Source organism: Rhodococcus sp. ACPA4 (assembly GCF_002300185.1).
In the GTDB taxonomy this organism is placed as follows: domain Bacteria; phylum Actinomycetota; class Actinomycetes; order Mycobacteriales; family Mycobacteriaceae; genus Rhodococcus_F; species Rhodococcus_F globerula.
Genome location: NZ_NSDY01000001.1, coordinates 216,863 through 243,568, shown reverse-complemented (window position 1 = coordinate 243,568; position 26,706 = coordinate 216,863). Strand labels below are relative to the sequence as shown.

Genomic DNA, 26,706 nt, shown 5'->3' with positions numbered 1-26,706 from the left:
GAGCGCCGAGCAGGGCACGATTTCGGATGGGGACTCAGTTACCCACGCGCTCACCCGTCGTGGGGTCGAAGAGGTGCACCGGTCCGTCTACCCGCTCGAACCCGAGCGTCTGGCCGTACTGCAGTTGAGATCGCCCACCTGTACGTGCGACGAGTGAAATCGGGTCGGCATCCGTTCCCGGCACATGGGCGTAGATGTACGACTCGTTGCCCAGTTCTTCGACCAGATCGATCTGAGCGGCGATGCCGGTTCCCGCGGGAACCACCTGGAATTGTTCCGGCCTGATTCCGACGGTGACTGAATCCAGTCCGGCGGCAGCAATTGCCGTCATCTGCTCTCGCTCCAAGGGAACGTCGACGGATCCGAATCGAACGCCGCCGGACGTGACCGGCGCCGTCACCAAGTTCATTCCGGGCGATCCGATGAAACCAGCGACAAACGCGTTTGCGGGACGATCGTAGAGTTCGGTCGGTGACGCAAACTGTTGCAACTTGCCACCTTTGAGCACTGCGACTCGATCACCCATCGTCATCGCTTCCACCTGATCGTGAGTGACGTACACGGTGGTGGTTCCGAGTCGACGCTGCAATGCCGCGATTTGCGTACGTGTCTGGACCCGCAGCTTTGCGTCGAGGTTGGACAGCGGCTCGTCCATGCAGAACACCTGAGGTTCACGAACGATGGCACGTCCCATGGCAACTCGCTGACGCTGACCACCGGACAGCTTGGCGGGCTTGCGGTCCAGGTAATCCGTCAGATCGAGGAGCTTTGCCGCTTCGGCAACCTTCTTCTTTCGTTCCTCCAAAGGAACTCCACGCATCTTCAGCGCGAAACCCATGTTCTCGCCGACGGTCTTGTTGGGATACAGGGCGTAGTTCTGGAAGACCATCGCAATGTCGCGATCCTTCGACGGGACATCGGTCATGTCCTTGCCGTTGATCGTGATTGCACCGGAGTCGATGTCCTCGAGCCCGGCCAACATGCGCAGCGCAGTTGACTTTCCTGATCCTGACGGTCCGACGAGGACGATGAACTCACCGTCCTTGATATCGAGGTCGAGCGAATCGACAGCGAGGGTTCCGGCACCTTCGTAGATGCAAGACGCTTTCCGGTAAGAGATTTCAGCCATGACGAACTCCTGAAAGTGTGGGGCGAACTAGTGGATTGCGCCGGGTCATTTGATGGCGCCGAAGGACAGGCCGCGCACCAGCTTGTTCTGGGCGAACCAACCGGCCAGGATGACGGGCAACGCCGCCATGGTTGCTGCTGCAGAGAGGCGAGCCCAGTACAGGCCCTCGCCCGTGATGAAGCCGACCAGGAAGACCGGAATCGTCTGCGCTTGAACAGCTGTCAGGTTGACTGCGAAGAAGAACTCGTTCCACGAGAAGATCACGCAGATCAGCGCAGTGGCAGCGATTCCGGGCGAGATCAGGGGCAAGATCACCTCGCGAACCGAGGTCCACAAACTGGCGCCGTCCATGCTGGCTGCTTCGAGGAGCTCGCCGGGTACTTCGAGGAAGAACGAGCGCATCATCCACACCGCAATCGGCAGATTCATCGACGTGTACAGGATGACCAGAGCCCAGATGTTGTCGAGCAATCCGATGTCGTTGACGATCACGTACAGCGGCACGATCGCTGCCACGACGGGAAGCATCTTGGTACTGATGAAGAAGAACAGCACATCTTGCGTCTTCTTCACCGGGCGAAGCGAGAGCGCAAACGCCGCTGGAACACCCAGTAGCAGAACAAGAATGGTGGACATTCCCGTGGCAAATGCCGAGTTCGCCAGCGTCGTACCCAGACCCGAATCGAGAACGGCACGGAACTGCTCGAGTGTCGGGGTGAAGAACAACTTCGGCGGATCCGTGTAGGCATCGGCCTCGGTCTTGAACGCCGTCAGAACCATCCAGAAGACCGGAAAGAAGAAGCCCAGAGCGGCAATCCACGCCACTACCGACCAGGGACTGAACTTGCTGCTTTTCTTTTTCTTCACTACGGGCTTGTCGGTCGTCGCGCTTGTCGTATCTACGGTAGTCATCACGCAGCCTCCTCATTACCGGTGAAGCTCTTGAAGATCAATCGGAGCGCGAGTGTCGACACGATGATGGTCGCGATCACTGTCACGACGCCCATCGCCGCAGCTTGACCGACGTCGAAGCCGAGGAACGCACGCTGGTAGATGTAGAACGGCAGGTTCGAGCTGGCGACTCCTGGCCCTCCCGCCGTCATCATGTACACCGCGTCGAAGGTGTTCACGAGGTAGATCGCACCGAGCACGGCGCCGAGTTCGATGAATCGGCGCAGATGCGGCAAGGTCAATTCGCGGAACATCGCAAACGGCTTGGCGCCGTCGACTCGCGCGGCCTCGAGAATGTCGCGGGGCATGGACTGCAGCCCGGCCAGGATCAGCAACATCATGAACGGGGTCCACTGCCAGATCAGATTGATCATGACTGCCGCGAGCGGGAACTTGCTCACCCAGTCGACCTGGCCGACACCGAATGGTTGGAGGACGAAGTTCACGATGCCGAATACCGGGTCGAACATCGTTGTCTTCCACAGCAATGCGCCGGCGACCGGGGTGATGAGGAACGGCGTGATCAGCAGCGTTCGCACAATCCCGCGGCCGAGGAACGCCCGGTCGAGAAGCAGTGCCAGCGCCAGTCCGAGTATCACGGACACGATGACCGTTCCCACGATCATGATGACCGTGTTGACAGCCACCTCACGGAACTGACTGTCCTTGAACACCTCGATGTAGTTGTCCAACCCATTGAAATGCCGTGATCCCGGCCGCACGAGGTTCCACGACTGCGTGGAGTAGTACAGCGTGAACAGGAACGGAATCTGGGTGACGACGATCGCGAAGATCAACGCCGGCAACAACGGACCTCGACGACGCCATCCCTCGGCGCGGGAGATCTTCTTGTCGATTCGGACCGGCGGCGCGTCGTCCACCGCAGTTCTGGGCTCAGCAACCGTAGTCATCGGTTCTCCTGATAGGTCTTGCCGACCACCTCGGCATACTGCTGCGATTGTTCGAGTGCTTCTTTCACACTCTTCTGACCCGCGATGGCAGCGCTGATCTGCTGGCTGACGCGAGTGCCCAGATCCTGGAACTCAGGAATGGTGAGGAACTGGACTCCGGTGTACGGAACCGGTTGCACTGTAGGGTTTTTCGGATCTGCGTTATTGATCGATTCGAGGGTGATTTCACCGAATGCCTTGGAGGCTTCCTGATACTCCGGAATCTCGTACGTCGAAAGACGACTTCCCGGCGGCACCCTCGACCAGCCGAGCTCCGTGCCGACTCGCTGGATGTAATCCTTGTTTGTCATCCACGAGATGAACTTCCACGCATCGTCCTTGTTCTGGGCCGACTCCGGGATCCCGAGCGCCCACGTGTAGAGCCATCCTGGATCTGATTTCTCGACCTTCGGAGCCTTGGCGTAGCCGATGTTTCCGAACACCTTCGACGACGCGGGATCTTCGAGAACCGACACCGCCGACGTCGCGTCGTACCACATTGCGGTATTGCCCTGCGCGAATTGTGTTGCACACTCACCGAATCCACTGGTCGCGGGACCTGGTTGACCATGTTCCGTGACCGTGTCCACGTAGAACTGAACGGCGTCTTCCACCTGCGGACTGGTCAGCTGCGCATTCCAGTCTTCGTCGTACCAGCGACCTCCGAAGGTGTTGATCACGGTATTCAGTGGTGCGAGGACCTCGCCCCAGCCGGGCTTTCCGCGAAGGCAGATGCCCGACATCTTGGCGTCTGGGTTGTCGAACTGCTCTGCCCAACCGGCAACTTCCTGCCACGTCGGATCTTCGGGAACCGTGATGCCGGCCTGGTCGAACAAGTCTTTGCGATACATCAGGAACGACGACTCACCGTAGAACGGAACGGCGTACATGCTGTCCTCGTAGGACAGGGACGTCTTGATGGACGGAATGAAGTCGTTTTCGTCGTAACCCGTTGTGGCATTGGCATACTCGGACAAATTCACGAGCCAACCATTGGCAGCCCATTGCGGCGTCTCGTAGTTGCTGATCATGACTACATCGAATTCACCGCCGCCCGTAGCCGTCGATGCCGTGATCTTGGCGCGCGCCTGATTCTCGGAGAGGCTGACGAACTTGAGGTCGATCCCCGGGTTCTCGGCTTCGAAAGCGGGTGCCAATTTGATGGCGTCCTGCATCTGTGAGTTCGACACCATCGCAATGGTGACGGTTCGTTCGCCGGAACCACCGAGTGCGCCCGCACCCGCACATCCCGACACCAGGAGGCAGAGAGCCGCAGCAGCAGCGCCCCACACTCGTCTTCCTGTTTTCACGGATTACCTTCCTTCACACTCACGTGTCAGTTGCACGCTCAGCCGGCAGAACTCGTGAGAGCTAGCTTTCGAGCAGCCACTGGGCGCACTCGACATCGGTGACGAGTACGTGTGCCAAACCTCCGCGCAATGCGCCCAGAACGGCCTGGCGTTTGTGTGTTCCCCCCGAAATCAGAATGGTCTGATCACAGGATTTCACTGCGTCGAGCGATACGGATACCGTGCGCTCGGGTAGTGGCCCCTCCACTGGAGTTCCGTCGATCGTGTAGAAACGGCCCCCGATTTCGCCGACCGCGCCACGACTTTCCAACTCGTCCAGCATGGTCGAGTCGACAAAGCTACCGGCAAACAACGTGGTGGCCGTGGATACGGCGCCAACACCGAAAACCATGATGTCGGAATCGGTTCCAGCTTGCAGCGCCTTTGATATGACCGAATCGTTTTGCATCGACTCCACAGTCGCCGGATCGGCGTACAACGGAGCATTGAGGCGAATCGGATTGGCCTGCAACTGTTGTGCACATCGGCCGATAGTGAAGTCAACGCCGGTTTGATAGTCGGTCACCGTCATGGAGCCGTCAAGTTGTACCACAGCCGAGCACTTTGCCGCCCGGTCCGGCAAAGAACCCGCTACTGCAACGGTTTCCGGCCCCCACGTGAATCCGAGAACACTCGACGGCTGCAGACGCCGAACCAGCACGTCAGCAGCGCGACGGCCCAACGCATCGTAGTCGGGATCGTCTGAATCCGAATTCGCTTCGGGGACAACCAAAACTTCCGCCAGGCCGAAACGCTTCTCGAGCTCGGACTCCAATTCCGTGTTCACCGAACCTTCCAACTCCGGCGGAACCAAGATCTCGACCCTGACCAAGCCTTGCGACCGCGCCCGAGCCAGCAAGCGGCCCGCCGTCGGCCTCGAGACACCGAGTTTTGCCGCGATCTCCGCCTGAGTAGCACCTTCGAGGTGATACATCGTTGCCGCGCGCAGCGCGAGTCGGACATCCTCGGACGCCGGCGTCTTCGACGTCTTGAGTCCCGTTGGCTGAGCCGACTGGTTCACGCGTTCTCCTCGTTGATTCTTTTGGTTGATTCTTTTGGTCGTGAGCAAATGCTCACTAGATGTTCTTATGCTCATTAAGCTAACATCTACGTTGTGACCCACACAACAGTTTCCGGTGAATCCATCGATCTACCTGCGACAATTCGGGCAAATGTCCTTATTTCAGTCGGAAAGATGCAGATGGAGGAAAGACCGCGACCGTCGCCCAGGCCTGGCGAAGTGCTCGTCCGCGTCCATGCGGTTGGCGTATGCGGATCGGACGCCCACTATTTTCGCGAAGGCCGCATCGGCCCCTACGTCGTCGAGGCTCCCCTCGTTCTCGGGCACGAGGCGTCAGGTCGGATCGCAGCCGTCGGGGACGGCGTTGATCCCAGTCGCATCGGACAACGGGTCTCCATCGAGCCACAGAAGCCCGATCCGACCAGTTCGGAATCGAAATCCGGCCGATACAATCTCTGCCCTCACATGGAGTTCTTCGCGACGCCTCCCATAGACGGTGCGTTGACGGACTACGTGACCATTGGCGCAGACTTCGCACATCCCATCGCCGATTCCGTGTCCTATGAAGCCGCAGCGCTGTTCGAGCCACTCTCCGTGGGCATCGCTTCCGTCCAGAAGGCGGGTATCACCGGTGGGTCCCGAGTCCTCATCGCGGGCGCCGGACCGGTGGGAATCGTGACGACACAGGTAGCCAAGGCTTTTGGCGCCACCGCGGTCATCGTCTCGGACATCGACGCCGCCCGACGCGAGGTGGCACTGACGTTCGGCGCCACCGCCGTGGTGGATCCCCGCGAGTGCGATGTACGTTCACTCGGCGTCGACGCGTTCATCGACGCCTCGGGAGCCACAGCCGCCGTGATCGACGGCATCCATGCTGTTCGGCCGGCCGGGACAATAGTGTTGGTCGGAATGGGCGCAGACGAAATCCCGCTGCCCGTCCCCATCATTCAGGGTCGCGAGCTCGTCCTCACCGGTGTGTTCCGATACGCCAACACGTGGCCGATCGCCGCGGCACTGGTCGCGTCCGGTCGCGTCGACCTGGATTCGATGGTCACAGCCCGCTTTTCACTCGAACGCTCGCGCGAGGCGCTGGAAGCCGATCGCGTCCCCGGCAGCATCAAGGCCGTTGTCATCGTCGCCGAAGGAGACTAGAACTTTCATGGAACTCAACACGAAGACCTTGCGCGACTTCGATGCTTCACTCGAAGTGCCGAACTACGACCGGAGCAAAGTCACCACCGGCATAGTGCATTTTGGTGTCGGCGGCTTTCACCGCGCGCATCAGGCCATGTACATCGACACCCTCCTACGCCAAGGAGAAGGCTTCGACTGGGGAATCTGCGGCGTCGGAGTGATGCCGTCGGACAAGCGGATGAAGGATGCGCTCGGCGCTCAGGACGGTATGTACACGCTGGCGCTCAAGCATGCCGACGGAACGCTCGAAGGCCGTGTCATCGGGTCAATTGTCGAGTACCTGTTTGCTCCGGACGATCCACGTGCTGTCATCGAGAAGATGGCGTCGGAGTCGACAAAGATCGTGTCCCTCACCATCACCGAGGGCGGTTACAACATCTCGCACACCACCGGTGAGTTCGAGGCATCCAATCCCGATGTCGTACATGATCTTCGGCCAGGAGCTCTCCCCCGCACGACGTTCGGACTGGTCTGCGATGCTCTCGCCCTTCGCCGAGAACGCGGCCTCGCACCCTTCACGATAATGAGCTGCGACAACATCGAAGGAAACGGCGCCGTCGCACGAACAGCTTTCGGAGCCTTTGCCGCCCTGAAAGATCCGGAACTTGCAGAGTGGATCGAGCAGAACGGTGCGTTCCCCAACTCCATGGTCGACCGGATCACGCCCGTCACTACTGCCGAGGTGACTGCCGAGATCGCCCAGGCATTCGGCGTCGACGATCAATGGCCTGTCGCAGCGGAACCGTTTACTGCGTGGTTCCTCGAGGACGAGTTCACGGTGGGCAGGCCACCTTTGGAAAATGCCGGCGTGAATGTGGTGCCGGACGTGCGCCCGTACGAACTCATGAAGCTGCGTCTCCTCAATGCCAGCCATCAGGGCATCGCTTACTTCGGCTACCTCGCCGGATACCGTCTCGTTCACGAGGCATGCCAGGACGAACTCCTGTCCGGGTTCCTGCTCGACTACATGAACCTCGAAGCGACCCCCACCCTCGATCCGGTCCCCGGCGTCGACCTCGATCAGTACAAGAAGACGCTCATCGAGCGCTTCTCGAACCCACAGGTTCGTGACACGATTGCGCGTCTGTGTGCCGAATCGTCCGATCGAATTCCCAAGTGGCTCTTGCCGGTCATCCGCAAGCAACTCGACACCGGAGGGCCCATCAATCTGTCCACGGCCATCGTGGCCAGTTGGGCGCGCTACGCCGAGGGCGTCGACGAGAAGGGCGACCCGATCACCGTGGTCGATCAATTGGCCGACACGTTGGTGCCCCTTGCCCAGAAGCAGGCGGTCGACCCACTCGCCTTCATCGGCAACCGTGCCGTTTTCGGAGATCTGGTCGACAACCGGCGATTTGTCGCGAGCTTCCGAACAACACTCGACTCGTTGCACTCGGTCGGAGCGCGGAAAACTCTCGAGGAGGTGCGTGGGCTCTGACTACCCCGACACGTCGTGCAGGTGATGGATCGGATCATGAATGAAGTACATGGCCAATGATTCGACGGTGAACGCCGATCCGTCACCGCGGAGCCCACGCCTACCCAGCTGACCCTCCGCGACTGATTCGAATGCACTCGCAACGGCGTCAGCAGCGTCGGCCAATTCCGAAGCGACTGTCGCCGAATCCTGCTCGTTGTAGCGCTCGGCAATTGCTGTCGCGTCCTGATCCCAGTTCTCGAAGTACGGATCGTCGAATGTGAGCATCTGCTCCAACCGGGCTCTGAAAATCCTGAACACGTCACGCACATGGGCGGAATACTCCAACGCGGACCAGGTTTCGCTGTTCGGCCGTACCGTCACGTCCTCGCGCTGCAGCACCTCACCCCAAGCGGCGGCATTCCTGCGAACCAGATCGGGAACATCAGCGAAGGTGATGGTGGTCGAGTCGAACCCGCACTCTGTGCACGGGCGTTCGAGTACCCATGTCCAATTCTTTGTGTCCGGCGTGATCGGCATGGATCGAGAATAGTCCGCTCACGGCGGGTATTGATTCCATCGCCGATCGTGGAAGAGAGTTGTGGGGCGGGCGGGGCTCGAACCCGCGACCAATGGATTATGAGTCCACGGCTCTAACCGACTGAGCTACCGCCCCATCCGAGTTGCCTGACATCTCGGCGCGTCCGAATGTTACCGGCACCGCTGACGCGAATCACAACCGGGCAGGGTGTGACTGGTGTAACTCATATCGGAGCAGGTACCTCGACTTGGTTCGCACGGGTGCCGGAACCCGATAACGTTGGAGAGCACACCCCACTGAACAGGATCATCACATGAAGCTTGCACTCTCTGAATTCAAGAACTCCAAGGCCACGATCCGGATCATCATGTCCGACGGCGCAAAGCTCAACGGCACCGTCAAGGACTTCTCCGAGGACACGTTGGTGCTCAACTCCCCCAACGGGGTCTACTACATCAACCCGGCCCACATCGTTCGCTTGTTCGAGCCTTCGGACCGCGCAGCGAAGTAGTCGCTCGCACCATGAACACCGAAGCCCGGCGCAGAATCCTGCGCCGGGCTTTCGCTTCAGACAACCACCGACTTCGAACGACCACCGACAGGAAGGGCAACAAATGAAGGTCACCGCCAAGGTCACGAAATCCGGCGATTGGTGGGCCGTCGAGGTGCCCGAGGTCGACGGCGCATTCACCCAAGCACGCCGACTCGATCAGATTCCCGACATGGTCGCTGACGCGGTGCACCTTCTCACGGATGTTCCTGCCGGGGATGTCGAGGTCACGCTCGACGTCAACCAAACCCACAGCCCCGGCGCGCAATTCGAATAGATCTCAGTCGGCCGACTCGCCCTGCAGCCTCGGGGGCTCGTCCGGGCGATCATCTTGTAGACAGGGCGGAATGTGTCCGCTAGCGGCATAGTTGGCATGGTGTTGGATATGCGGCGATGTCGTTTGGGGCCGGTATTGGCTGGCTCCGTTGCTGTTCTCGCGGTTGGGGTAGTTGTTGCTTTCCAGATTGTGGACGACCGACGGTCCCCGGCAGCTGCCCCGCAGGGGCAGGTTATCGGGCAACCCACATGTCTGGCGCCTGACGTGCTCGAGGCGGTCATTCCTATACCGGTCCAGTCACCGGAGTACCTAGTAGACCCATTACCTCCGGCAGGAACGATTCCCGAGAGCTTCCAACCGACATCGGTGGTGGTGTGCGAATTCCTGAAGTTCGCGGACGACAACAGTGGGGCGATCCTGAGGCAGACGAGGAGAAGCGGTGATTTGACGCGAGTCATCGCTGAATTGGCGCAGCCCTCGCTCGATCGTCCGTGGTTCGGCGAATGCCCCACTGCGTCGACCATTCCCACTCCTGTGGTTTGGCTGGTCGATGCCAGCGGACACGGTGTGAGAGTTGCTTTTCCGACAGGAGGTGCGTGTGGGCACCCACTACCGGAGGCATACGAGGAAGTCATGAACCTGGCCGTGCAGGACGACCAAGCGCACTATCTTCCCAGTGCATTGTGAGGTTCTTACCTACCTGACAACGATCAAATCTCGGACGAATACCTCCCCTAGATATCTGAGTACCCGTCCGGATCCAGCTGATCAGCGCCAGCCTTCGCATCATCGCGGTCACGCGCCCCAAAAAAACCTAACCCAGTGGTCTGCCATAGACGATCAGGGACGCGGCGGCATAGATCTACCGACTGCGCCAGCGATCAACCTGCGGCATGGCACCGGCGCATGGCGGCGTTCGCACAGTCTTGCCACACTTGCGGCAGTAGTGCGTTCGATGCCCGCCGTTCTCGGCCGTCACACAGCCGCAGACTTCCCATCCGACGAGACAGGTGCCACCGGTGAGGGCGTGCCCGCTGGGGCAACTGGTCGGCGCAGACTCGACAGACATATCAGAATCTTCGCACACACATTCGAATGACAGTTGTCGGTCACGCGGCGCCTGGCAGGCCTTCGACATAATCGTGCAACAAAAAAATCCCTGATCCGCATTGCTGCGGATCAGGGATTCTTCTGAACGCTCCCCCGGCTGGACTCGAACCAGCAACCGTCCGATTAACAGTCGGAAGCTCTGCCAATTGAGCTACAGGGGATTGTCTTGCTCGCTTCGCCCGTTCCGGCGTTGCCTGAGAAACTGTAGCGAATCCACCGCCGAAGTACCAAATCGCCTGCCCAGCGAGTCATCAGGCAGGATGGAGTCAGGACGATCGGTGCTGGAGGGAAGCAGGAATGATGCGTTTGTTAATCGGTGTTGCCGCTGGGTACGTCCTGGGGACGAAAGCAGGGCGGGCCCGGTACGAACAGATCAGTCGGGCCGCGAAGGCGGTGGCGACCAGTCCTGCCACGAAGAAGGTGCTCGACGCGTCGCGTCAGAAGCTGGCTGATTCGCTCAGCACGCAGCCGAAATTGGAGCCCATGAAGCCGATCAACGAGGAAACCACGATCCTGATCCCTCATGACCAGTTGAAGAAGAACCGCTAGTCAGACGCTGTTGTCGCCGACGGCTTGCTCACGCAGCTGTCGGCGGTACTGCTCGAGGGCGACGAGGTCGCCGAACAGCGAGTTGTACTCGTCCGGTGCTGCGGCGGGTGAGATGCGCTGCAGTTTCGATTTGAGGTCTGCGACCTGTTCGCCGACCCAAGCCTCCTGCAGTCGCGCGAGCACGCCGCTGATGTAGCGGGGAACTGTGTCCTCGTCACATGGCATCGGTTCGACGGCAAGTTCGGAGATCACTGAGGCAACTGTCACATCTTCGACTCCCTTGGTGACAACCTCGATCCATTCGGCGCCGCCGAAGCCCTTGCTGGTGCCGCCGGCGTCGGACATCGACTGCCTGATTGCCACGTAGGCGGGATGAGTGAACGTCTCGACGGGCAGTGAGTCGAACACCGTTCCGGCGATCCCTGGGTACTGTAGGGCCGCTTTGAGCACCGCTCGCTGCGTGGACAGCCCCGGGTCGTTGGGCCGGGGCCGTGAGATGCCGATCGGGAGGGCAAGGGCGTCGTCGCTCGGCTCCGGAATGACCTGACGACGCTTCGGGGCGGGTGAAGAACCTCGGGTGGACGCACGTTTGCGAGCTTCGTCACGGACACGTCGACGCACGGACGGCAGGTCGTCCCACCCGACCCATCCGCACAGCAGGTTGGCGTAACTGTCACGCAGAGTCGATTCCTTGATCTGCGCGACGACGGGAACGGTGCGACGCAAAGCCTCGACGCGACCTTCCGCTGTGTCGAGATCATGCTCGGTGAGTATCGACTTGACCACGAACTCGAACATCGGGGTTCGCCTCGCCACGAGGTCGCGGACTGCGGCGTCGCCCGACGCCAGCCGAAGATCGCACGGGTCCATTCCGTCGGGTGCGACGGCAACAAACGTCTGCCCGGCCATCTTCTGATCACCTTCGAAAGCCTTCATCGCGGCAGCTTGCCCCGCGGCATCGCCGTCGAAGGTGTAGATGATTTCGCCGCGAAAGTAGCTGTCGTCCATCAGGAGTCGGCGCAGCATCGCGAGGTGTTCCTCGCCGAATGCGGTGCCACACGACGCGACAGCGGTCTTGACGCCGGCCAGATGCATCGCCATGACGTCGGTGTACCCCTCGACCACCACAGCCTGATGCCCCTTGGCGATGTCGCGTTTCGCGAGATCGAGGCCGAACAAGACCTGAGACTTCTTGTACAGGATGGTTTCCGGGGTGTTGACGTACTTGCCTGGCATGGTGTCGTCGTCGAAAAGTTTGCGGGCACCGAAGCCGATTACGTCGCCGGCAACGCTCCGGATGGGCCACAGGAGTCGACGATGGAAACGGTCGATCGGGCCGCGTCGCCCCTCCTTGGCCAGGCCGGCGGCTTCGAGCTCCTTGAACTCGAATCCCTTGGCCATCAAGTGCTTTGTGAGTGTGTCCCAGCCTTCGGGGGCGTAGCCGCAGCCGAACTGCAAGGCCGCAGCGCCGTCGAAATTTCGCTCGGTGAGGTAGTCGCGCGCAGCTTGGGCGTCTGGCTCCCGCAGGCGCGCCGCATAGAACTCCTGCGCTGCCGCGTTGGCCGCGATCAAGCGCGCACGGGTGCCGCGATCGCGCTGAACCGAGGGACCGCCGCCCTCGTAGGAAATCGAGTAGTTCAGCCGGTCGGCCAACTGCTCGACAGCCTCGACAAAACTGATGTGATCCATCTTCTGCAAGAAGGAGTAGACGTCGCCGCCCTCACCGCAGCCGAAGCAGTGATAAAGCCCGTGGTTGGGGCGAACGTGGAACGACGGCGACTTCTCGTCGTGGAACGGGCACAGCCCCTTGATGGAGTCGCCACCCGCACGCTTGAGCGAGACGTATTCACCGACGATGTCTTCGATGCGTGTGCGTTCGCGAATGGCCGCGATGTCTCTGTCAGAAATTCGGCCCGCCACGTATGTCAGTCTAGGCGGTCCACGAACTGCGCCTGACACGGCAAGTTCGTCACGGGTGGTCTGGAGCCTGGCGGTACGAGTTCGGTGTGAAACCGAGGACGTTGCGGAAGTCGGCGGACAGGTGGGCATGGTCTGCATAACCGAGATCGGCCGCCACCTGCGCGATCTTCACCGACGGATCTTCGCGTAGCCGTTGTGCGGCTTCCTGAAGTCGGTAGCGTCGAATGATTGCCAAGGGCGGCAACCCGACGTATCGCTGGGCAAGGCGTTGAACACCACGGACAGAGGTGCCGAGAAGTTCGGCGATATCACCGACACGGATCACTGTCCGATCCGAAGCGATCAGGTCTTCCATTGCATTTGCCTGTCGACCACTCTCGTCGTCGGGCGCAATGTGCTGGGCCGCCCACTCGGAGAAAGCCGCAATCGCACGCTGCCTACCCACCTCGTGGTCAGCCTCACCCATCGCCGACATCACTGCCTCGTGCAAGTCCGGCGCGGCGATCTGCACTTCGGTGTTCTGGATGGTCTGCGGATCAGCTCGCAACGACGCGAGGCCCGCCGGCCGCAACAGTGCACCCACCGCCCAGCCACTGCCGGACAGGTCACGGTGCGACGCCCCTGTCGACGGGCCGACCAGGGACACCCCGCCGGGTTCGACCACGAGATTGGAAGCGGGGAATGGCAGCACTTCCTGTCGGACAGTTCGGCCGGGCGCCAGCTGCCATCGCGGAATCCAGAACCAGCGGATACGCCCTTCCAACGAGGCGTCGGCCGGTTCGCGGTGGAACGTCGGGAGTTTGGTCGGGTACAGAATCCCGCGACTGTCATTGGGCGTGACCAACTGCCGTCCTCCTCGTTCGTCGCAAATCTTCAAGCCACAGCCCATCTGACGGCGCTACCTTCGTTTCATGAACGCAGACAGCATTTCCCAGCAGGGCGTGACCGGCGAGCACACAACAGACGGCATCCCGCACGGCTCGACGAGCTTGACCCCGTTTCTGGCGATCAAGGGAGCCGCCGACGCGATTGAATTTTACCGGTCGGTGTACGGCGCACGCGTCGTCGACATCACCGAGTTCAGCGGCGTCGTCGTCCACGCCGACCTCGATTTCGGAAACGGTCGGCTCCAACTCGGCGAACCCAACCCCGATTACGGCCTCGTCGAGGCACCTTCCGGCGACGCCGACTCCTACTCGATGGGCCTGTACTGCTCAGATGTCGACGCAGTCGTCGAGCGCGCAGTACAAGCCGGCGCGACCGTTCGTGAATCGGTAAGCACGTTCGTCTCGGGCGACCGGTTTGCCTCGATCCGCGACCCCTTCGGCGTGCGTTGGTCCATCATGACGCGCGTCGAGGACCTCAGCGAAGCCGAGAGTGCGCGCAGGGTCGCAGAATGGGCGCTGACGCAAACGCCGTCGAGTTGAGCAGTCAGCCCCAACTCGCCTGGGCGCCGAGGCTCGCCTTGTCGACCCGCTCGAGGCGACTCTCGGTGTACGACGCGATCTGATCCACGACAACGCGCGTGCGCGCCGCATCGTTTTCCGCTCGCTCCCAGGCAGGCAGCAAGATGGGGTCCAATCCGGCGGGCGCTGTTGCCAGCAGCCATTCCGCGACACGATGAACTCGGTCACGTTGACGGTCTTGGCGGGCCTTGTGCCCGTTGTCGGACATCACGTAGTACAGCGCAACGGTTTTGAGCAGCGCTACTTCGGATGCCACCGCTTCGGGGATGTCGAGGTCTGCTTGGTACCGCGACAGCGGCCGGTCTCCGTTGGTCAGCCGGGTGCGGGCGATGGCTGCCGTCGCAAAGCGTCCGACCAATTCGCTGGTCAGGTTTTTCAATGCCACGGAACTGTTCAGGGTCCCGTCGTAGCTGCCGACGCTCTGCACGACGGGCAGTTCCGACAACCGCTGCGCAGCGTCGATCAGATCGTCGATCACCAGGCCGCGAAACTCCGAGGCACCCAACTCGGCGAGTGCCCGTTGCTCGCTCGGATCGGCCAGTGACCGAAGGTCGATACGGCCGGCGATCACGCCGTCCTCGACGTCGTGCACCGAATAGGCGACGTCGTCGGCCCAGTCCATGACCTGAGCTTCCAATGCTTGCCGACGCCCGGGCGCTCCGTCGCGGACCCAGGCCAGCACATCGGCGTCATCGTCGTAGGCGCCGAACTTGGCTCCGGGTTCCGGCCTGGTCCACGGATATTTGATCGCGGCGTCGAGGGAAGCCCGGGTGAGGTTGAGTCCGGCACTGCGACCGTCGGGCCCCAAGATCTTGGGTTCGAGGCTCGTGAGGATGCGCAGGTTCTGGGCGTTGCCTTCGAACCCGCCGCAGTCTTTCGCGACCTCGTCGAGTGCCTTCTCACCGTTGTGCCCGTACGGAGGGTGCCCGATGTCGTGGGCCAAACCGGCGAGGTCTACGAGATCGGGGTCACAGCCGAGGCCGTCGGCGATACCGCGACCGATCTGCGCAACTTCCATCGAGTGCGTGAGCCGGGTACGCGGGGTGTCACCATCGCGAGGACCGACTACCTGGGTTTTGTCGGCCAGGCGTCGTAGCGCCGCGGAGTGCTGCACGCGAGCGCGATCCCGCGAGAAGTCGGATCGATGTTGGGCGGCGGCAATCTGAGTTCCGGGCAATCCCGCTCGCTTCGGCGCCTCGACAATGCGGCGCTCCAGATCGTGCTCGGAATAGGTTCCGCCGCCGTACGTGGTGTGTGCCGTCATGTCGGTTGTTCCTATTGCCCTGCCGTGTAGGGAAAATCAGCGGAGAAGTGCGTCAGTTGGTACCAGAGCAGAGCGCCCGTTTCGCGCGCGATGCCATGCAGTTGGGATTCGCGGGTGAACACGGCCGGCCCTTGTCTGGTCGGCGCCGTCCAGGCTTCGAGGCCGGTGTCGCGGGCCATGGTTCGAGTGCGCAGTGAATGCCACGGGTCACTGACCAGAACTGCGGAATTGATTCCCTGCGAAGCCATTTCGTCACTGACGGCATCAATGCTCAGCAGGGTGTCCGAGCCGGTTTCCACAGCGGTAATCGCACTCGACGGAATCCCGCGGTCGGTGAGATACATCTTTCCGGACGCGGCTTCGGTGTACTCGTCACCTTCCTGCTTGCCGCCGACGGTGATGATCTGCGGCGCTACCCCACGCTTGTACAGCTTGTACGCCTGCTCGAGCCTGGCTTCGAACACCGACGACGGAGTTCCCGAATACTGAGCGGCTCCGAGAACAACAATCGCGTCGGCTGGTGTTGTGTCGTCGATCCGCGCAACCTGCCAGACCCGGACGGCGGTTCCGCCGATCAAGACGAAGGTCATCAGTAGAGCCCCGGCGATGAGGCGTCGGGTCCATCGAGCCAGACCTTCGCCGAAGCCGCCGCCAGCCCCGGAGGGCGCAGAGTTGCGGGAGCGGTTGCCGAAAGCTGGTTTCACTCCCGCAATTGTGCCAGCCCTGATCGCTCCCCCGCGCTGCCGACGCGCCATAACGGTTAGATTTGCGTCATGGCCTTCGCAGCACACATCGAGCAGTCGTCTCCAGCAGACCACGACCGGGCATTCGTCCGGCCGATCCGGCGTTGGGGCAGCGCGAGCGCCGTTGCGGCGATCTTCGCGATCCTGGCATTGATCTTCAGTCCTGCCACTGCGTCGGCTGATCCGCCGTTGGTCCTTCCCAACCAGATCACCGATACCTCTGGCGTACTCAACGACGGCCAGAAGGAGGACATCCAAGCTGCGCTCGACCAACTCAGCGAAGACCATCAGATCGATCTGTGGGTTGCGTTTGTCCCCGACTTCAACGAGATGGGTGGCCAGGCGTGGGCCGATCAGACAGCAACGAAGTCCACTCTCAGCGGCACCGACGTCCTGCTTGCCGTCGCGACCACGGAGGGCGCCTACTACCTCGACGTGCCGCCAGCTCTGACAAACATCACACAATCCGACATCGACTCCATCAAGTCCGACGCGACGGAACCGGCTCTCGCCGACGGTGATTGGGCAGGTGCGGCAATCGCCACCGCCGGCGCGCTCGGCGACGCAAACGCCAAGAGCGGCGGCATGTCCGTGAGCACCCTCCTTATCGGCGGCGGCGCGGTCATCGTCGGAACCGGTGGAGTGGTTCTGTACTCACGCAAGCGGAAGAGCGATCGAGACAAGGCCAGCCTCGAGGCCGCAAAGAACATCGCACCCGACGACATCGCCGCCTTGAACGCACTTCCGTTGCCGACGCTGGACGAGCGAGCTCAGGCCATTCTCGTCGAGACCGACAACGCCATCGCGTCGAGTCAGGAAGAACTCGAACTGGCGCGGAGCGAATTCGGTGATGCGGCGGTCGCGCCGTTTGCCCAGGCCTTCGACAAGGCCAAAGCGACACTCGCCGGAGCCTTCGGCATCAGGCAGAAGCTCGACGACGCCATCCCGGAGTCACCCGAGCAGCGGCGCCAGATGCTCATCGACATCATTTCCTCGTGTGGCCGTGCCGATCAGGAACTCGATGCGCGGGTCGACGAGTTCGACACGATGCGCGACCTTCTCATCAACGCGCCCGCTCGCCTCGATGCACTGACTCAGGCCGTTGTGGCCGTCAGCGTGCGACTGCCGGAGTCCGAGAGGATCCTGAACGAGCTGAAGAACCAGTTCCCCGCTCCAACGTTGGCGCCGGTCGCCGGCAACGTCACGATGGCCGGAGAACGGTTGACTCTGGCCGAGCAGTCCATCGAACAGGGCCGCGACGCTGTTGCCTTGCCCGCCGGTAAGCAGGGCGCCGCCGTCACAGCGATTCGGACCGCGGAGGCCGCGCTTGATCAGGCTCGCAAACTTCTCGACGCCGTGGATCACGCGGCAGACGACATCCGCAACGCTATCGCTACCCTCCCCGCCGCGATGGACGACGTTCAGCAGGGCATCACCGCTGCCGACGCCTACCTGGCCCAGGGCGGCGATCGATTGGCCGCCGCCAAGGCTGGTGCACAAGCCGCGTTGGCTCACGCACAGACATCGAAGGACAGTGATCCACTCGGCGCCTTCAACCAGATTGTGGCCGCCGACGCACAACTCGACGCATTGCTCGCAGAGGCTCAGGAGCAGAAGCAACAGCTCGAACGGGCGCAGCAGCGCCTCGCGCAGGACATCCTGGCGGCCCAGGCACAGGTCACTGCTGCCGGCGATTTCCTCAATACGCGACGCGGCGTCATCGGCGCCGAGGCGCGCACCCGCTACGCCGAGGCGCAGCGCCATCTGCAGGCAGCTCAGCAGTTGCAGGGCACCGATCCGTCGACGGCTCTGCAGCACGCGCAGGCTGCAACGACGCTGGCCACGCATGCTCTGCGGGCGGCCCAGAGCGACGTCAGCACATGGGAGGCAAACCAGCGTCCCCGCGGCGGAAGCGGCGGCGGCGGCAACGCGGCAGGCGCCATTCTCGGCGGCATCCTGATCAACAGCGTTCTGCGTGGCGGCGGCGGTGGACCGCGTTCGTACGGCGGTCCGAGCAGCAGCGGCCGGGGCGGCGGATTCGGCGGCGGCGGGTTCGGCGGCGGCGGTGGAGGACGCGGCAGTCGCGGCGGTGGCGGCGGCGGCCGGTTCTGAGTCAACTACCCGAGGTAGTAAAATTCTGACTTTGTTCGCGACCGACCTCGTCGTACGCTTCATCCGGCAAGTCGGGATCACAGATCATACGAAGGTGTTATGAACAACGTCGCTCCGCAGATTACCGTCGTGGTACCCACGTACAACGAGCGTGAAAACCTGCCCAAGCTCGTCGATCGTCTCGCCGCATTGAAGATCCCGAACCTGGCAGTACTCGTGGTGGACGACAACTCCCCCGACGGAACCGGCGAGGTAGCTGACAAGCTCGGCATCGACGGCCCCATCCCGGTGGGTGTTCTGCATCGCACCGCCAAGGACGGACTTGGCCGCGCGTACGTCGCCGGTATGACGCGGGCCCTCGCCGAGAACGCCGACATCGTCATTCAGATGGATGCGGACCTGTCTCATCCGTCCGAAGTGATCCCCGCCATGATCGAGATCCTCACCACAACCGACGCTGCGGTGGTGCTCGGTTCGCGTTACGTCGAGGGCGGCGCCGTGGCCGGCGACTGGCCGTGGCACCGCAAGGCACTGTCGGCATGGGCCAACTTCTACGTCAACGCAATCCTTCGGCTGCACGTCAAGGATGCCACCGCCGGATTCAAGGCGTGGCACGCAAAGACGTTGCGCGCCATCGACGTCGAATCGGTGCAGAGCAACGGTTACGCCTTCCAGGTCGAGATGAACTACCGAGTTGTGCAGCGCGGCATGAAGATCGCCGAAACCCCCATCCGTTTCGAGGAGCGCACCGACGGCGTCTCGAAGATGAGCCTGGCTGTTCAGCTCGAATCGGCACTGGTTCCCTGGAAGCTGAAGTTCGGCAAGAAGTCACTCTGATTTCGCTCTGAAGAACTCCGCGGTCTCGCGGTCCGATGGATAAAAACATTCGATCGCGATCTCTGCCAAAGTGACATCGCGCGGCGTACCGAACACGGTGGTGGTACTGAACATCGCCAGTTCGGTGTCGCCCGCGCGAATCCGCAAGGGCACCAACAGAGAACTCTCGTCCTCATACCACTCGCCGCCGCTGGGATAAGTCAGCAATTCTTCCAACAGCGCACCCAACTGCGCGTCGGCGGTTACCTCGACCTCACGCCGCAGCCGAGCGATCACGTGATTTCGCCACTGCGCCAAGTTCACGATGCGCTCAGCCATGCCTTCGGGATGCAAACTCAGCCGCAGAACGTTGACCGGCGGCTCCAGAAGAAACGACGCAGCGCCCTCCGTCAGGATGCTTACCGCCCGATTGCCGACGATCAGATCCCACTGGTGATCGACCACCACAGCCGGGTACGGGTCATGGGCGTCGACGATGCGATTGATGGCGTCGCTGACCGCGGACATCGGCGTTTCCGCCAGCGCATTCTCCGAATAGGCCGGTGCATGACCGCCCGCAAGCAACAGCGTATTCCGCTGCCGTAGTGGCACTTCCAAACACTCGGACAGATGGATGATCATGTCCTTGCTGGGTTTCGATCGACCGGTTTCGATGAAACTCAGGTGCCTCGTCGAAACTCCGGCAGCGGAGGAAAGCCCCAACTGAGTGAGCCGTCGTCTCTCACGCCACGACTTCAGCTGGGCTCCCACATGCGTGCTCTGAGTCATCCACTCAACGTAGCGACAAGGTGTAATCAACGCCATGACCTCCGAGGTAATCGACGGACGACACATCCGCTTGGCACAGTGATCTCAGCCGGGAAACAAACCCCGGACCTCGACAACCAGGAGGATCTGCCATGAGCGACTTCGACGCAATCGCACACGCCTACATCGACCTGTGGAACGAAACCGATGCCGGCGCTCGTCAGGAACGAATCGAGCAACTGTTCGCGGCCGACGGCCGGTACACCGATCCACTGGCAGATGTGACCGGACACAGCCAGATCGACGCGATGATCAGCGCTGTGCAGCAGCAGTTTCCGGGCATGACCTTCACACTCGCCGGACCGGTGGACTCACACCACAGCCAAGCTCGCTTCGGCTGGAAGCTCGGCCCGGCCGGCAAAGAATCCCTGATCGACGGATTCGACGTGCTCGAACGAAATGACGACGGCCGGTTGACCCTTGTTCTCGGGTTCCTCGACAAGGTGCCCTCGGCCTGAATCCCCCACCACCGACAGCGCTGCACCTTCAGCGCTGTCGGTGCCCCGTGCCATCATCATTGCCGATGAACGCTCACGGATGTACCTGGTCCACACCGATTCCCGAACCCGAGGGCGCGGAGTACAGCGCTCACTCCCTCACTGTCGACGGGCGCAGCGCCGTATACCGTCGCGCAAAGACGACTCCTACCAAACTCGGGCAGTTCGTGACGCTGTGGCGACGATCGGACGCCGGGCCGATCCGCCCGTTCGATGTTTCCGACGGCGTCGAGTTGTTCATCGTGAAGGTATACGACGGAGAACAACTGGGGCACTTCATTTTTCCCGTCGACGCTCTCATCACGAATCGAGTGGTTTCGACAGACTTCACGGGCGGTAAACGCGCCATTCGCATCTACCCGCCGTGGGTAACGCCGACCAGTGTGCAGGCCGTCAAATCCCAGCGCTGGCAACTCGATTATTTTCGCCCCACTCACTGCAACTGATACGTCGCCATGATGACTCCGGTTGTGGTGGAAACACTTTCGGCGAGAGTGAACCGCGCGAGTGCGGCGCCGTCAGGAAACAACCTGCGTCCCGTTCCGAGAACCACAGGATGGATGAGCAGAATGTAGGTGTCGATCAATTGGCGCTGCGCCAACGACGTGATCAGTTCCCCACTACCCAGAATCACCAGATCCGGCCCCTCGGTGTCCTTCAACTCGGCAACCGCGTCGGCGGCGTCACCGCGGAGCAACGTCGAGTTCTTCCACGGCAGCGGTTCGGTCAATGTCCGCGACGCAACATATTTCTGCGTGTTGTCGAGCACTTCGGTGAACGGATTGTCGGTCTGGTGCGGCCAGTACGACGCAAAACTCTCGTACGTCCGTCGCCCGAAGAGTAGCTGCGATCTTGCAGCCATTCCCTCGCCCATCTTCCGCGCCATGACCGCGTCACTGAACGGCGCAGCCCATCCCCCGTGCTCGAAGCCGCCACGACGGTCCTCGTCGGGCCCACCCGGCGCCTGCATGACACCGTCGAGAGTCACGCTGTTGGTCACACTGAGTTGTCTCATATGTCTGTTCTTACGCCTCGAAGGCCGCCGGGAACAGCAAACGGGCGGCCTCCCTCGTTATCGAGGAAGGCCGCCCGAGACGGATACGGCTTAAGAACCGATCAGTCGCGTCGCAAGGTAGCTCTCGACCTGATCGAGTGCGACGCGTTCCTGAGCCATGGAGTCACGCTCGCGAACGGTGACGGCCTGGTCTTCGAGGGTGTCGAAGTCGACCGTGATGCAGAACGGGGTGCCGATCTCGTCCTGACGACGGTAGCGGCGGCCGATGGCGCCGGCGTCGTCGAATTCGACGTTCCAGTTCTGACGCAGTTGCGCTGCAAGATCTTTTGCCTTTGGCGTGAGATCCGCATTGCGCGAGAGCGGCAGGACAGCGGCCTTGACCGGAGCGAGACGACGATCCAGGCGCAGCACCGTGCGCTTGTCGACGCCACCCTTGGCGTTGGGGGCTTCGTCCTCGGTGTACGCGTCGACGAGGAAGGCCATGAGCGAACGGGTAAGACCTGCGGCCGGCTCGATGACGTACGGCGTGTAGCGCTCGCCGGTTGTCTGGTCGAAGTAGTTCAGCTCGGTGCCCGAGTGCTTGGAGTGCGTCGAGAGGTCGAAGTCGGTGCGGTTCGCGATGCCCTCGAGCTCACCCCATTCGCTGCCCTGGAAGTGGAAGCGGTACTCGATGTCCGTGGTGCCCTTGGAGTAGTGCGAGAGCTTTTCCTTCGCGTGCTCGTACAGGCGCAGGTTGTCCTTGTTGATACCGAGGCCGGTGTACCAGTCCATGCGGTAGTCGATCCAGTACTTGTGCCACGCGTCGTCCTCGCCGGGCTTGACGAAGAATTCCATCTCCATCTGCTCGAACTCGCGGGTGCGGAAGATGAAGTTGCCTGGGGTGATCTCGTTGCGGAAGCTCTTGCCGATCTGGCCGATGCCGAACGGCGGCTTCTTACGCGACGTGGTCAGCACGTTCGCGAAGTTCACGAAGATGCCCTGCGCGGTTTCGGGACGCAGGTAGTGCATGCCCTCTTCGCTCTCGACGGGGCCGAGGTACGTCTTGAGCATCATGTTGAAGTCGCGCGGTTCGGTCCACTGGCCGACGGTGCCGCAGTCGGGGCACCCGATGAGGTCCATCGTGACGTCGTCCGGGTTGTCGAGCTTCTTCTTCTCCGCGTACGCCTCCTGCAGGTGATCCTGACGGTGACGCTTGTGACAGTTGAGGCACTCGACCAGCGGGTCGTTGAAGACGCCGACGTGTCCGGATGCAACCCACACCTCGCGGGGCAAAATCACCGAGGAGTCGAGGCCGACAACGTCCTCGCGGCTGGTGACCATGTTCCGCCACCACTGACGCTTGATGTTCTCCTTGAGCTCGACACCCAATGGGCCGTAGTCCCATGCGGACTTGGTGCCTCCGTAGATCTCACCGCACGGGTAGACCAGGCCTCGCCGCTTGGCGAGATTGACGACGGCTTCGATCTTGGACTTGGGTGCCACTGGATTGCTCTCCATCTGGGTAATAGATGCACGGTTTTCCTGCGCTTTTTGCATGTCCAGACTAACCGGCCCCGGAAGTGGACTTCGCGCCACGGTTGACATGCGTACTTGTGCATATCAAAATGAATGTGATTTGCAATAGTGTGGTCTTATGGCTACGCAGGAACGTTGTGACACACCCCTCGAAGGAGCCTCGCTGTGAGCATTGCGGATACCGGCGATCTCCACAACCACCATGATCACGACGCGCTCGATCACACACATGACCCGTTCGAACCCGTCCCCCCAGCCGTGGTTCCACCCAAGGAAACTCTGGCTGCGGCCGGTGAGATCCTGCGAGCGCTCGCCGCACCTGTCCGCATCGCGATCGTGCTCCAACTCCACCAGTCGCAGCGGTGCGTCCACGAACTTGTCGGCGCCCTCGGCGTCACCCAACCGCTCATCAGCCAGCACCTTCGTGTCCTGAAGGCTGCGGGCGTCGTGCGTGGCGAACGCCACGGACGCGAAGTTCTCTATCGACTGGCCGACGACCATCTGGCCCACATAGTCGTGGACGCTGTCGCCCACGCAGAAGAAGGATGATCACCACCAACATGAACACCACCGGTCAGTCTGCATTCAAGCGCAGCGCCACTGTCGGCATTCGATCGACCAAACAGCGCAGCGCGATCTCCGCACTGCTCGACGACATCGGCGAGTTCAAGTCGGCGCAAGAGCTGCACGATGAACTGCGCAAGCGTGGTGAAGCCATCGGCCTGACCACCGTCTACCGAACCCTGCAGACCCTCGCCGACGCCGGAACCATCGACGTCCTACGCACCGACACCGGTGAATCCGTCTATCGCCGTTGCTCTTCCGGCCACCATCACCACCTCGTGTGCCGCAATTGCGGCTACACCGTGGAGGTGGAAGGCGCGATGGTCGAGCAGTGGTCACAGACCATCGCCGACGACAACGGTTTCACCGACGTCAGTCACACCGTCGAAATTTTTGGTACCTGCCGCGATTGCGCGGCCGCGACTTAATCAGCCAGCGAAAACCGAAGCAGATTGGATTCGCGCGGCTCGAAACCGAGTTTCCGGTAGAGCTGATTCGCGGCTACCCGCGAGCTCCTCGAGGTCAGATCCACAGTGCGGGCACCGAGCTCCTCGGCGCGAGCGAGGGCTGCTGTGGTCAGCGCGGATCCGACCTGTCGGCCTTGAGCCGCCCCGTCGACCACAACGTCCTCGATCCAGGCGCGGTAGCCGGTCGGGGTCGGAAAGACGACCAGGGTCAGCGTTCCGACGATACGACCGTCGAGCCTGGCCACGAAAAGTGTGTTCGTGGGGCAGGCCACAACCTTCTCGAGCGACGCCGCGGTGACTGGTGGCGCCGACTTCGACAGCTGCGGAATGAGTCTCGCGCAGGCTTCAACCAGCTCGTCGGTGACTTCGCAGGCCTTGTGGATCTCGAGCGTCATGGACTACTCCTCGAAGAATCGGTGCGTTCAGGTTTAAGGAAGTAGTCCCTGTCGAGCCGTATCGGCTCCCGTGAGCGCCAGGAGCAGCATCGTAGTGAGCGCTTCGTCTTCCAGTCCCGCTGCCGGGAACGTGTACCGCAGAATGACATCTGCGAGACTGCCGTGCCCGAACACCGCGATGGATCCGAACTGGATGGTGCGGTTGCGCTCGGCTACCTTGCGGTGCAGCGCGGCGCTGACCGGTCGGTCCCACGCCAGCACGCACGTCATCGACAGAACGTCGAGGCCGTCGGAGAGGTTCATCGCCTGAACCGAGCACAATGCGCCGGAGTACTGGAAACCCAGTGAACCGTCGTCAGCCACGTCGACGGTCACAAAATGTGCCAGCGCTTCGGCGGCACGCTCTTGCAGTCGCGCGGCGTTGTCGGTCTCGGTCATATTTTCACCTGTCATTTCACTCCACCAAATCGGCGGTCACGTGAGGCATATTCGACACACGCGGCCCACAGGTCGCGACGATCGAAATCGGGAAACAGCTTCTCCTGGTACACCATTTCGGCGTACGCGGACTGCCAGATCAAGAAGTTGGACGTACGCTGCTCCCCTGACGGGCGCAGGAACAGGTCGACGTCCGGCATGTCGGGTTCGTCGAGGTACTTGGCAACGGTGGCCTCGGTGATCTTGTCTGGATTGATCTCGCCGGCAGCCACCCGCTTGGCGATTTCCTTGACCGCGTCGGCAATTTCGGCGCGCCCACCGTAGTTGACGCACATCGTCAGGTTCATCACCGTGTTGTTCTTGGTGAGCTCTTCGGCGATCTCGAGTTCCTTGATGACACTCGCCCACAATCGTGGCTTCCGGCCCGCCCAGCGAACACGCACGCCCATCTCGTTCATCTCGTCACGTCGACGACGAATCACGTCACGGTTGAAGCCCATGAGGAAACGCACCTCGTCGGGGCTGCGCTTCCAGTTCTCCGTGGAGAAGGCGTACGCGGAAAGCCACTCGACGCCCATCTCGATGCACCCGCACACCGTGTCCATCAGTACGGCTTCGCCGCGCTCGTGACCAGCTGTGCGCGGCAAACCGCGCTCCTGAGCCCAGCGTCCGTTGCCGTCCATCACCAGCGCAACATGGCGCGGGATCAATTCGGTTTGCAGGATCGGCGGTTTTGCTCCGGACGGGTGTGGGTCCGGTGGCCGGATCACCCGATCTGCAGCAGAATCAAGCGGGGTGCGCGGTTCGCGTCGTCGAATCACGCGTTCCATCCTGCCCCACCGCCGCAGCGCCCTCGACCGCCGCATGCGGCCTTGACCGTTCGATGAGCGGTAGCGTGCGCAATTGCCGCTCCAGATGCCACTGCAAATGCGCTGCGACCAGGCCACTTGCCTGAGTGCGTAGTGAGGTCGGCGCCACGTCGGTACCTTCCCACTCCCCCCGCAGCAACGCTTCCATCAGATCAAGGACACCGGGCGACGGAGTCGCAGATCCGGGTGGGCGACAGTACGTACAGACCGCCCCGCCGGCCGCGACGTGGAAAGCGCGGTGCGGGCCGGGAGACGAACACTTGGCACATTCCCCGAGTGCGGGCGCCCAACCCGCGTAACCCATGGCCCGGAGAAGAAAAGCGTCGAGAACAAATTCGACGGGACGGCCCTGCTCGGCGATAGCCCGCAGGGCGCCGACAGTGAGCCGCTGAAGTTGCGGCGCCGGTGCACGTTCTTCGCCGGCCAGTCGTTCCGCGGTTTCGAGTACCGCGCAGGCCGTGGTGTACCGGCTGTAATCGTCGACGATGTCGGTGGCAAAGGCGTCCACCGTCTGGACCTGCGTGATGATGTCCAGATTTTTACCCGGCAGGAGTTGGACGTCGACATGCGCAAACGGTTCGAGTCGCGCACCGAACTTGGAGGTAGTTCTGCGGACACCCTTGGCCACGGCACGCACCAACCCGAATTGACGGGTGAGCAACGTGACGATGTGGTCGGCTTCGCCCAGCTTATGCAGGCGCAGCACCACCGCCGTGTCTCGATACAACCTCACCGAACAAGTGTCCCACGCGGCACCGA

General features: G+C 61.8%; 30 protein-coding genes and 2 tRNA genes. 13 read left to right on the top strand and 19 right to left on the bottom strand.

Translation table 11 applies throughout. The features are described from left to right. Positions 1 to 34: 34 nt before the first annotated feature. The 5 genes from CJ178_RS01110 to CJ178_RS01090 form a co-directional block, all read right to left on the bottom strand. Positions 35 to 1,129 (bottom strand): ABC transporter ATP-binding protein, encoded by a 1,095-nt coding sequence (locus CJ178_RS01110; protein WP_045067030.1) that lies wholly within the window; start codon positions 1,127 to 1,129, stop codon positions 35 to 37. A 45-nt stretch (positions 1,130 to 1,174) separates the two neighbouring features. After that, positions 1,175 to 2,041: a carbohydrate ABC transporter permease gene (locus CJ178_RS01105; RefSeq protein ID WP_045067029.1), complete on the bottom strand. Its 867-nt coding sequence runs from the start codon at positions 2,039 to 2,041 to the stop codon at positions 1,175 to 1,177. Continuing rightward, complete coding sequence (locus CJ178_RS01100) at positions 2,041 to 2,991, bottom strand: carbohydrate ABC transporter permease (RefSeq protein WP_033233075.1); 951 nt, start codon at positions 2,989 to 2,991, stop codon at positions 2,041 to 2,043. Before CJ178_RS01100 ends, CJ178_RS01105 begins: the two co-directional genes overlap by 1 nt. After that, the gene (locus CJ178_RS01095) at positions 2,988 to 4,340 is read right to left on the bottom strand and encodes an ABC transporter substrate-binding protein (protein WP_045067028.1); all 1,353 of its coding nucleotides are present in this window, start codon (positions 4,338 to 4,340) and stop codon (positions 2,988 to 2,990) included. The genes CJ178_RS01100 and CJ178_RS01095 overlap by 4 nt, the downstream gene beginning before the upstream one ends. Before the next feature lie 61 nt (positions 4,341 to 4,401). Beyond that, positions 4,402 to 5,400: a sugar-binding transcriptional regulator gene (locus CJ178_RS01090; RefSeq protein ID WP_033233071.1), complete on the bottom strand. Its 999-nt coding sequence runs from the start codon at positions 5,398 to 5,400 to the stop codon at positions 4,402 to 4,404. Positions 5,401 to 5,541: 141 nt separating this feature from the next. Between CJ178_RS01090 and CJ178_RS01085 the strand changes: the two genes are divergently transcribed. Together CJ178_RS01085 and CJ178_RS01080 are read left to right on the top strand one after the other, a co-directional pair. Beyond that, entirely contained in the window at positions 5,542 to 6,552 is a 1,011-nt protein-coding gene (locus CJ178_RS01085) for an NAD(P)-dependent alcohol dehydrogenase (protein ID WP_095887780.1), read from the top strand. Positions 6,553 to 6,559: 7 nt separating this feature from the next. Further along, the gene (locus CJ178_RS01080; protein WP_095885932.1) at positions 6,560 to 8,032 is read left to right on the top strand and encodes a mannitol dehydrogenase family protein; all 1,473 of its coding nucleotides are present in this window, start codon (positions 6,560 to 6,562) and stop codon (positions 8,030 to 8,032) included. Here the strand turns inward: CJ178_RS01080 and CJ178_RS01075 are convergent, their stop codons facing one another. Further along, positions 8,033 to 8,551 (bottom strand): DinB family protein, encoded by a 519-nt coding sequence (locus CJ178_RS01075; RefSeq protein ID WP_045067026.1) that lies wholly within the window; start codon positions 8,549 to 8,551, stop codon positions 8,033 to 8,035. Positions 8,552 to 8,613: 62 nt separating this feature from the next. Beyond that, a tRNA-Ile gene (locus CJ178_RS01070) sits at positions 8,614 to 8,687 on the bottom strand. 178 nt (positions 8,688 to 8,865) lie between these two features. Between CJ178_RS01070 and CJ178_RS33125 the strand changes: the two genes are divergently transcribed. From CJ178_RS33125 to CJ178_RS32405, 3 genes are all read left to right on the top strand, one after another. Beyond that, positions 8,866 to 9,063 (top strand): hypothetical protein, encoded by a 198-nt coding sequence (locus CJ178_RS33125; protein WP_230590060.1) that lies wholly within the window; start codon positions 8,866 to 8,868, stop codon positions 9,061 to 9,063. A gap of 103 nt (positions 9,064 to 9,166) precedes the next feature. Continuing rightward, on the top strand, positions 9,167 to 9,379 hold the full coding sequence (locus CJ178_RS01060; protein ID WP_045067024.1) for a hypothetical protein: 213 nt from the start codon (positions 9,167 to 9,169) through the stop codon (positions 9,377 to 9,379). A 135-nt stretch (positions 9,380 to 9,514) separates the two neighbouring features. Then, a complete protein-coding gene (locus CJ178_RS32405; RefSeq protein ID WP_143547487.1) occupies positions 9,515 to 10,066 on the top strand; it encodes a hypothetical protein in 552 nt (183 codons plus the stop codon). Between the two features lie 511 nt (positions 10,067 to 10,577). On the opposite strand, the gene CJ178_RS01050 is transcribed toward CJ178_RS32405, so the two are convergent. Further along, a tRNA-Asn gene (locus CJ178_RS01050) sits at positions 10,578 to 10,650 on the bottom strand. Between the two features lie 136 nt (positions 10,651 to 10,786). On the opposite strand from CJ178_RS01050, the gene CJ178_RS01045 reads away from it, so the two are divergent. Next, the gene (locus CJ178_RS01045; RefSeq protein ID WP_033233058.1) at positions 10,787 to 11,038 is read left to right on the top strand and encodes a hypothetical protein; all 252 of its coding nucleotides are present in this window, start codon (positions 10,787 to 10,789) and stop codon (positions 11,036 to 11,038) included. On the opposite strand, the gene dnaG is transcribed toward CJ178_RS01045, so the two are convergent. Next, positions 11,039 to 12,958, bottom strand: a complete 1,920-nt coding sequence (gene dnaG, locus CJ178_RS01040; protein WP_033233056.1) for a DNA primase — start codon at positions 12,956 to 12,958, stop codon at positions 11,039 to 11,041. 49 nt (positions 12,959 to 13,007) lie between these two features. After that, positions 13,008 to 13,802, bottom strand: coding sequence for a helix-turn-helix domain-containing protein (locus CJ178_RS01035; RefSeq protein WP_257012950.1), 795 nt, complete (start codon positions 13,800 to 13,802; stop codon positions 13,008 to 13,010). Positions 13,803 to 13,869: 67 nt separating this feature from the next. Here CJ178_RS01035 and CJ178_RS01030 point away from each other — a divergent pair, with 67 nt between their 5' ends. Next, positions 13,870 to 14,385: a VOC family protein gene (locus CJ178_RS01030; RefSeq protein WP_033233054.1), complete on the top strand. Its 516-nt coding sequence runs from the start codon at positions 13,870 to 13,872 to the stop codon at positions 14,383 to 14,385. Positions 14,386 to 14,389: 4 nt separating this feature from the next. Here CJ178_RS01030 and CJ178_RS01025 read toward each other — a convergent pair whose 3' ends face one another. Beyond that, positions 14,390 to 15,688: a deoxyguanosinetriphosphate triphosphohydrolase gene (locus tag CJ178_RS01025; RefSeq protein WP_095885929.1), complete on the bottom strand. Its 1,299-nt coding sequence runs from the start codon at positions 15,686 to 15,688 to the stop codon at positions 14,390 to 14,392. Positions 15,689 to 15,699: 11 nt separating this feature from the next. After that, positions 15,700 to 16,392 (bottom strand): YdcF family protein, encoded by a 693-nt coding sequence (locus CJ178_RS01020; protein WP_033233188.1) that lies wholly within the window; start codon positions 16,390 to 16,392, stop codon positions 15,700 to 15,702. A gap of 69 nt (positions 16,393 to 16,461) precedes the next feature. Here CJ178_RS01020 and CJ178_RS01015 point away from each other — a divergent pair, with 69 nt between their 5' ends. Both CJ178_RS01015 and CJ178_RS01010 read left to right on the top strand, forming a co-directional pair. Continuing rightward, positions 16,462 to 18,543 (top strand): TPM domain-containing protein, encoded by a 2,082-nt coding sequence (locus tag CJ178_RS01015; protein ID WP_095885928.1) that lies wholly within the window; start codon positions 16,462 to 16,464, stop codon positions 18,541 to 18,543. A 99-nt stretch (positions 18,544 to 18,642) separates the two neighbouring features. Beyond that, positions 18,643 to 19,380: a polyprenol monophosphomannose synthase gene (locus CJ178_RS01010; RefSeq protein ID WP_033233048.1), complete on the top strand. Its 738-nt coding sequence runs from the start codon at positions 18,643 to 18,645 to the stop codon at positions 19,378 to 19,380. Here the strand turns inward: CJ178_RS01010 and CJ178_RS01005 are convergent. Continuing rightward, positions 19,372 to 20,148 carry a helix-turn-helix domain-containing protein gene (locus CJ178_RS01005; protein ID WP_095887779.1) on the bottom strand — a complete coding sequence of 259 codons (777 nt, stop codon included), beginning with the start codon at positions 20,146 to 20,148 and terminating at the stop codon, positions 19,372 to 19,374. The two genes, CJ178_RS01010 and CJ178_RS01005, sit on opposite strands and share 9 nt — an antisense overlap. Before the next feature lie 131 nt (positions 20,149 to 20,279). Here CJ178_RS01005 and CJ178_RS01000 point away from each other — a divergent pair, with 131 nt between their 5' ends. Together CJ178_RS01000 and CJ178_RS00995 are read left to right on the top strand one after the other, a co-directional pair. After that, positions 20,280 to 20,645 carry a nuclear transport factor 2 family protein gene (locus tag CJ178_RS01000; RefSeq protein WP_095885927.1) on the top strand — a complete coding sequence of 122 codons (366 nt, stop codon included), beginning with the start codon at positions 20,280 to 20,282 and terminating at the stop codon, positions 20,643 to 20,645. Between the two features lie 65 nt (positions 20,646 to 20,710). Further along, positions 20,711 to 21,130, top strand: coding sequence for a MepB family protein (locus CJ178_RS00995; RefSeq protein WP_202026262.1), 420 nt, complete (start codon positions 20,711 to 20,713; stop codon positions 21,128 to 21,130). Here the strand turns inward: CJ178_RS00995 and CJ178_RS00990 are convergent. After that, complete coding sequence (locus CJ178_RS00990; RefSeq protein WP_095885926.1) at positions 21,118 to 21,699, bottom strand: dihydrofolate reductase family protein; 582 nt, start codon at positions 21,697 to 21,699, stop codon at positions 21,118 to 21,120. The genes CJ178_RS00995 and CJ178_RS00990 overlap by 13 nt on opposite strands. Before the next feature lie 90 nt (positions 21,700 to 21,789). After that, positions 21,790 to 23,181: a glycine--tRNA ligase gene (locus CJ178_RS00985; protein ID WP_033233186.1), complete on the bottom strand. Its 1,392-nt coding sequence runs from the start codon at positions 23,179 to 23,181 to the stop codon at positions 21,790 to 21,792. Between the two features lie 198 nt (positions 23,182 to 23,379). On the opposite strand from CJ178_RS00985, the gene CJ178_RS00980 reads away from it, so the two are divergent. Both CJ178_RS00980 and CJ178_RS00975 read left to right on the top strand, forming a co-directional pair. After that, complete coding sequence (locus CJ178_RS00980) at positions 23,380 to 23,763, top strand: ArsR/SmtB family transcription factor (protein WP_033233027.1); 384 nt, start codon at positions 23,380 to 23,382, stop codon at positions 23,761 to 23,763. 11 nt (positions 23,764 to 23,774) lie between these two features. Further along, a complete protein-coding gene (locus tag CJ178_RS00975) occupies positions 23,775 to 24,206 on the top strand; it encodes a Fur family transcriptional regulator (RefSeq protein ID WP_092808755.1) in 432 nt (143 codons plus the stop codon). On the opposite strand, the gene CJ178_RS00970 is transcribed toward CJ178_RS00975, so the two are convergent. From CJ178_RS00970 to recO, 4 genes are read right to left on the bottom strand one after another with little or no spacing between them, the layout of a single operon-like run. Beyond that, positions 24,203 to 24,640 (bottom strand): GNAT family N-acetyltransferase, encoded by a 438-nt coding sequence (locus tag CJ178_RS00970; protein ID WP_033233025.1) that lies wholly within the window; start codon positions 24,638 to 24,640, stop codon positions 24,203 to 24,205. The genes CJ178_RS00975 and CJ178_RS00970 overlap by 4 nt on opposite strands. 33 nt (positions 24,641 to 24,673) lie before the next feature. Then, the gene (locus tag CJ178_RS00965) at positions 24,674 to 25,093 is read right to left on the bottom strand and encodes a YbjN domain-containing protein (RefSeq protein ID WP_095885925.1); all 420 of its coding nucleotides are present in this window, start codon (positions 25,091 to 25,093) and stop codon (positions 24,674 to 24,676) included. After that, the gene (locus CJ178_RS00960; protein WP_092808653.1) at positions 25,090 to 25,908 is read right to left on the bottom strand and encodes an isoprenyl transferase; all 819 of its coding nucleotides are present in this window, start codon (positions 25,906 to 25,908) and stop codon (positions 25,090 to 25,092) included. Before CJ178_RS00960 ends, CJ178_RS00965 begins: the two co-directional genes overlap by 4 nt. After that, positions 25,865 to 26,680 carry a DNA repair protein RecO gene (recO, locus tag CJ178_RS00955; RefSeq protein WP_033233019.1) on the bottom strand — a complete coding sequence of 272 codons (816 nt, stop codon included), beginning with the start codon at positions 26,678 to 26,680 and terminating at the stop codon, positions 25,865 to 25,867. Before recO ends, CJ178_RS00960 begins: the two co-directional genes overlap by 44 nt. Between the last annotated feature and the right edge of the window lie 26 nt (positions 26,681 to 26,706).

Bases quoted from the DNA above. Each gene is read 5' to 3' on its own strand.
- CJ178_RS00960 (WP_092808653.1), bottom strand. From the start codon at position 25,908: ATGGAACGCGTGATTCGACGACGCGAACCGCGCACCCCGCTTGATTCT.
- CJ178_RS00990 (WP_095885926.1), bottom strand. From the start codon at position 21,699: ATGAGACAACTCAGTGTGACCAACAGCGTGACTCTCGACGGTGTCATG.
- CJ178_RS01075 (WP_045067026.1), bottom strand. From the start codon at position 8,551: ATGCCGATCACGCCGGACACAAAGAATTGGACATGGGTACTCGAACGC.
- CJ178_RS01015 (WP_095885928.1), top strand. From the start codon at position 16,462: ATGGCCTTCGCAGCACACATCGAGCAGTCGTCTCCAGCAGACCACGAC.
- CJ178_RS01110 (WP_045067030.1), bottom strand. From the start codon at position 1,129: ATGGCTGAAATCTCTTACCGGAAAGCGTCTTGCATCTACGAAGGTGCC.
- CJ178_RS33125 (WP_230590060.1), top strand. From the start codon at position 8,866: ATGAAGCTTGCACTCTCTGAATTCAAGAACTCCAAGGCCACGATCCGG.
- CJ178_RS00970 (WP_033233025.1), bottom strand. From the start codon at position 24,640: ATGACGCTCGAGATCCACAAGGCCTGCGAAGTCACCGACGAGCTGGTT.
- CJ178_RS00995 (WP_202026262.1), top strand. From the start codon at position 20,711: ATGAACGCTCACGGATGTACCTGGTCCACACCGATTCCCGAACCCGAG.
- CJ178_RS01000 (WP_095885927.1), top strand. From the start codon at position 20,280: ATGAGCGACTTCGACGCAATCGCACACGCCTACATCGACCTGTGGAAC.
- CJ178_RS01060 (WP_045067024.1), top strand. From the start codon at position 9,167: ATGAAGGTCACCGCCAAGGTCACGAAATCCGGCGATTGGTGGGCCGTC.
- CJ178_RS00965 (WP_095885925.1), bottom strand. From the start codon at position 25,093: ATGACAGGTGAAAATATGACCGAGACCGACAACGCCGCGCGACTGCAA.
- CJ178_RS01045 (WP_033233058.1), top strand. From the start codon at position 10,787: ATGATGCGTTTGTTAATCGGTGTTGCCGCTGGGTACGTCCTGGGGACG.
- CJ178_RS01005 (WP_095887779.1), bottom strand. From the start codon at position 20,148: ATGACTCAGAGCACGCATGTGGGAGCCCAGCTGAAGTCGTGGCGTGAG.
- CJ178_RS01100 (WP_033233075.1), bottom strand. From the start codon at position 2,991: ATGACTACGGTTGCTGAGCCCAGAACTGCGGTGGACGACGCGCCGCCG.
- CJ178_RS01025 (WP_095885929.1), bottom strand. From the start codon at position 15,688: ATGACGGCACACACCACGTACGGCGGCGGAACCTATTCCGAGCACGAT.
- CJ178_RS01105 (WP_045067029.1), bottom strand. From the start codon at position 2,041: ATGACTACCGTAGATACGACAAGCGCGACGACCGACAAGCCCGTAGTG.
- CJ178_RS01080 (WP_095885932.1), top strand. From the start codon at position 6,560: ATGGAACTCAACACGAAGACCTTGCGCGACTTCGATGCTTCACTCGAA.
- CJ178_RS00975 (WP_092808755.1), top strand. From the start codon at position 23,775: ATGAACACCACCGGTCAGTCTGCATTCAAGCGCAGCGCCACTGTCGGC.
- CJ178_RS01010 (WP_033233048.1), top strand. From the start codon at position 18,643: ATGAACAACGTCGCTCCGCAGATTACCGTCGTGGTACCCACGTACAAC.
- CJ178_RS01030 (WP_033233054.1), top strand. From the start codon at position 13,870: ATGAACGCAGACAGCATTTCCCAGCAGGGCGTGACCGGCGAGCACACA.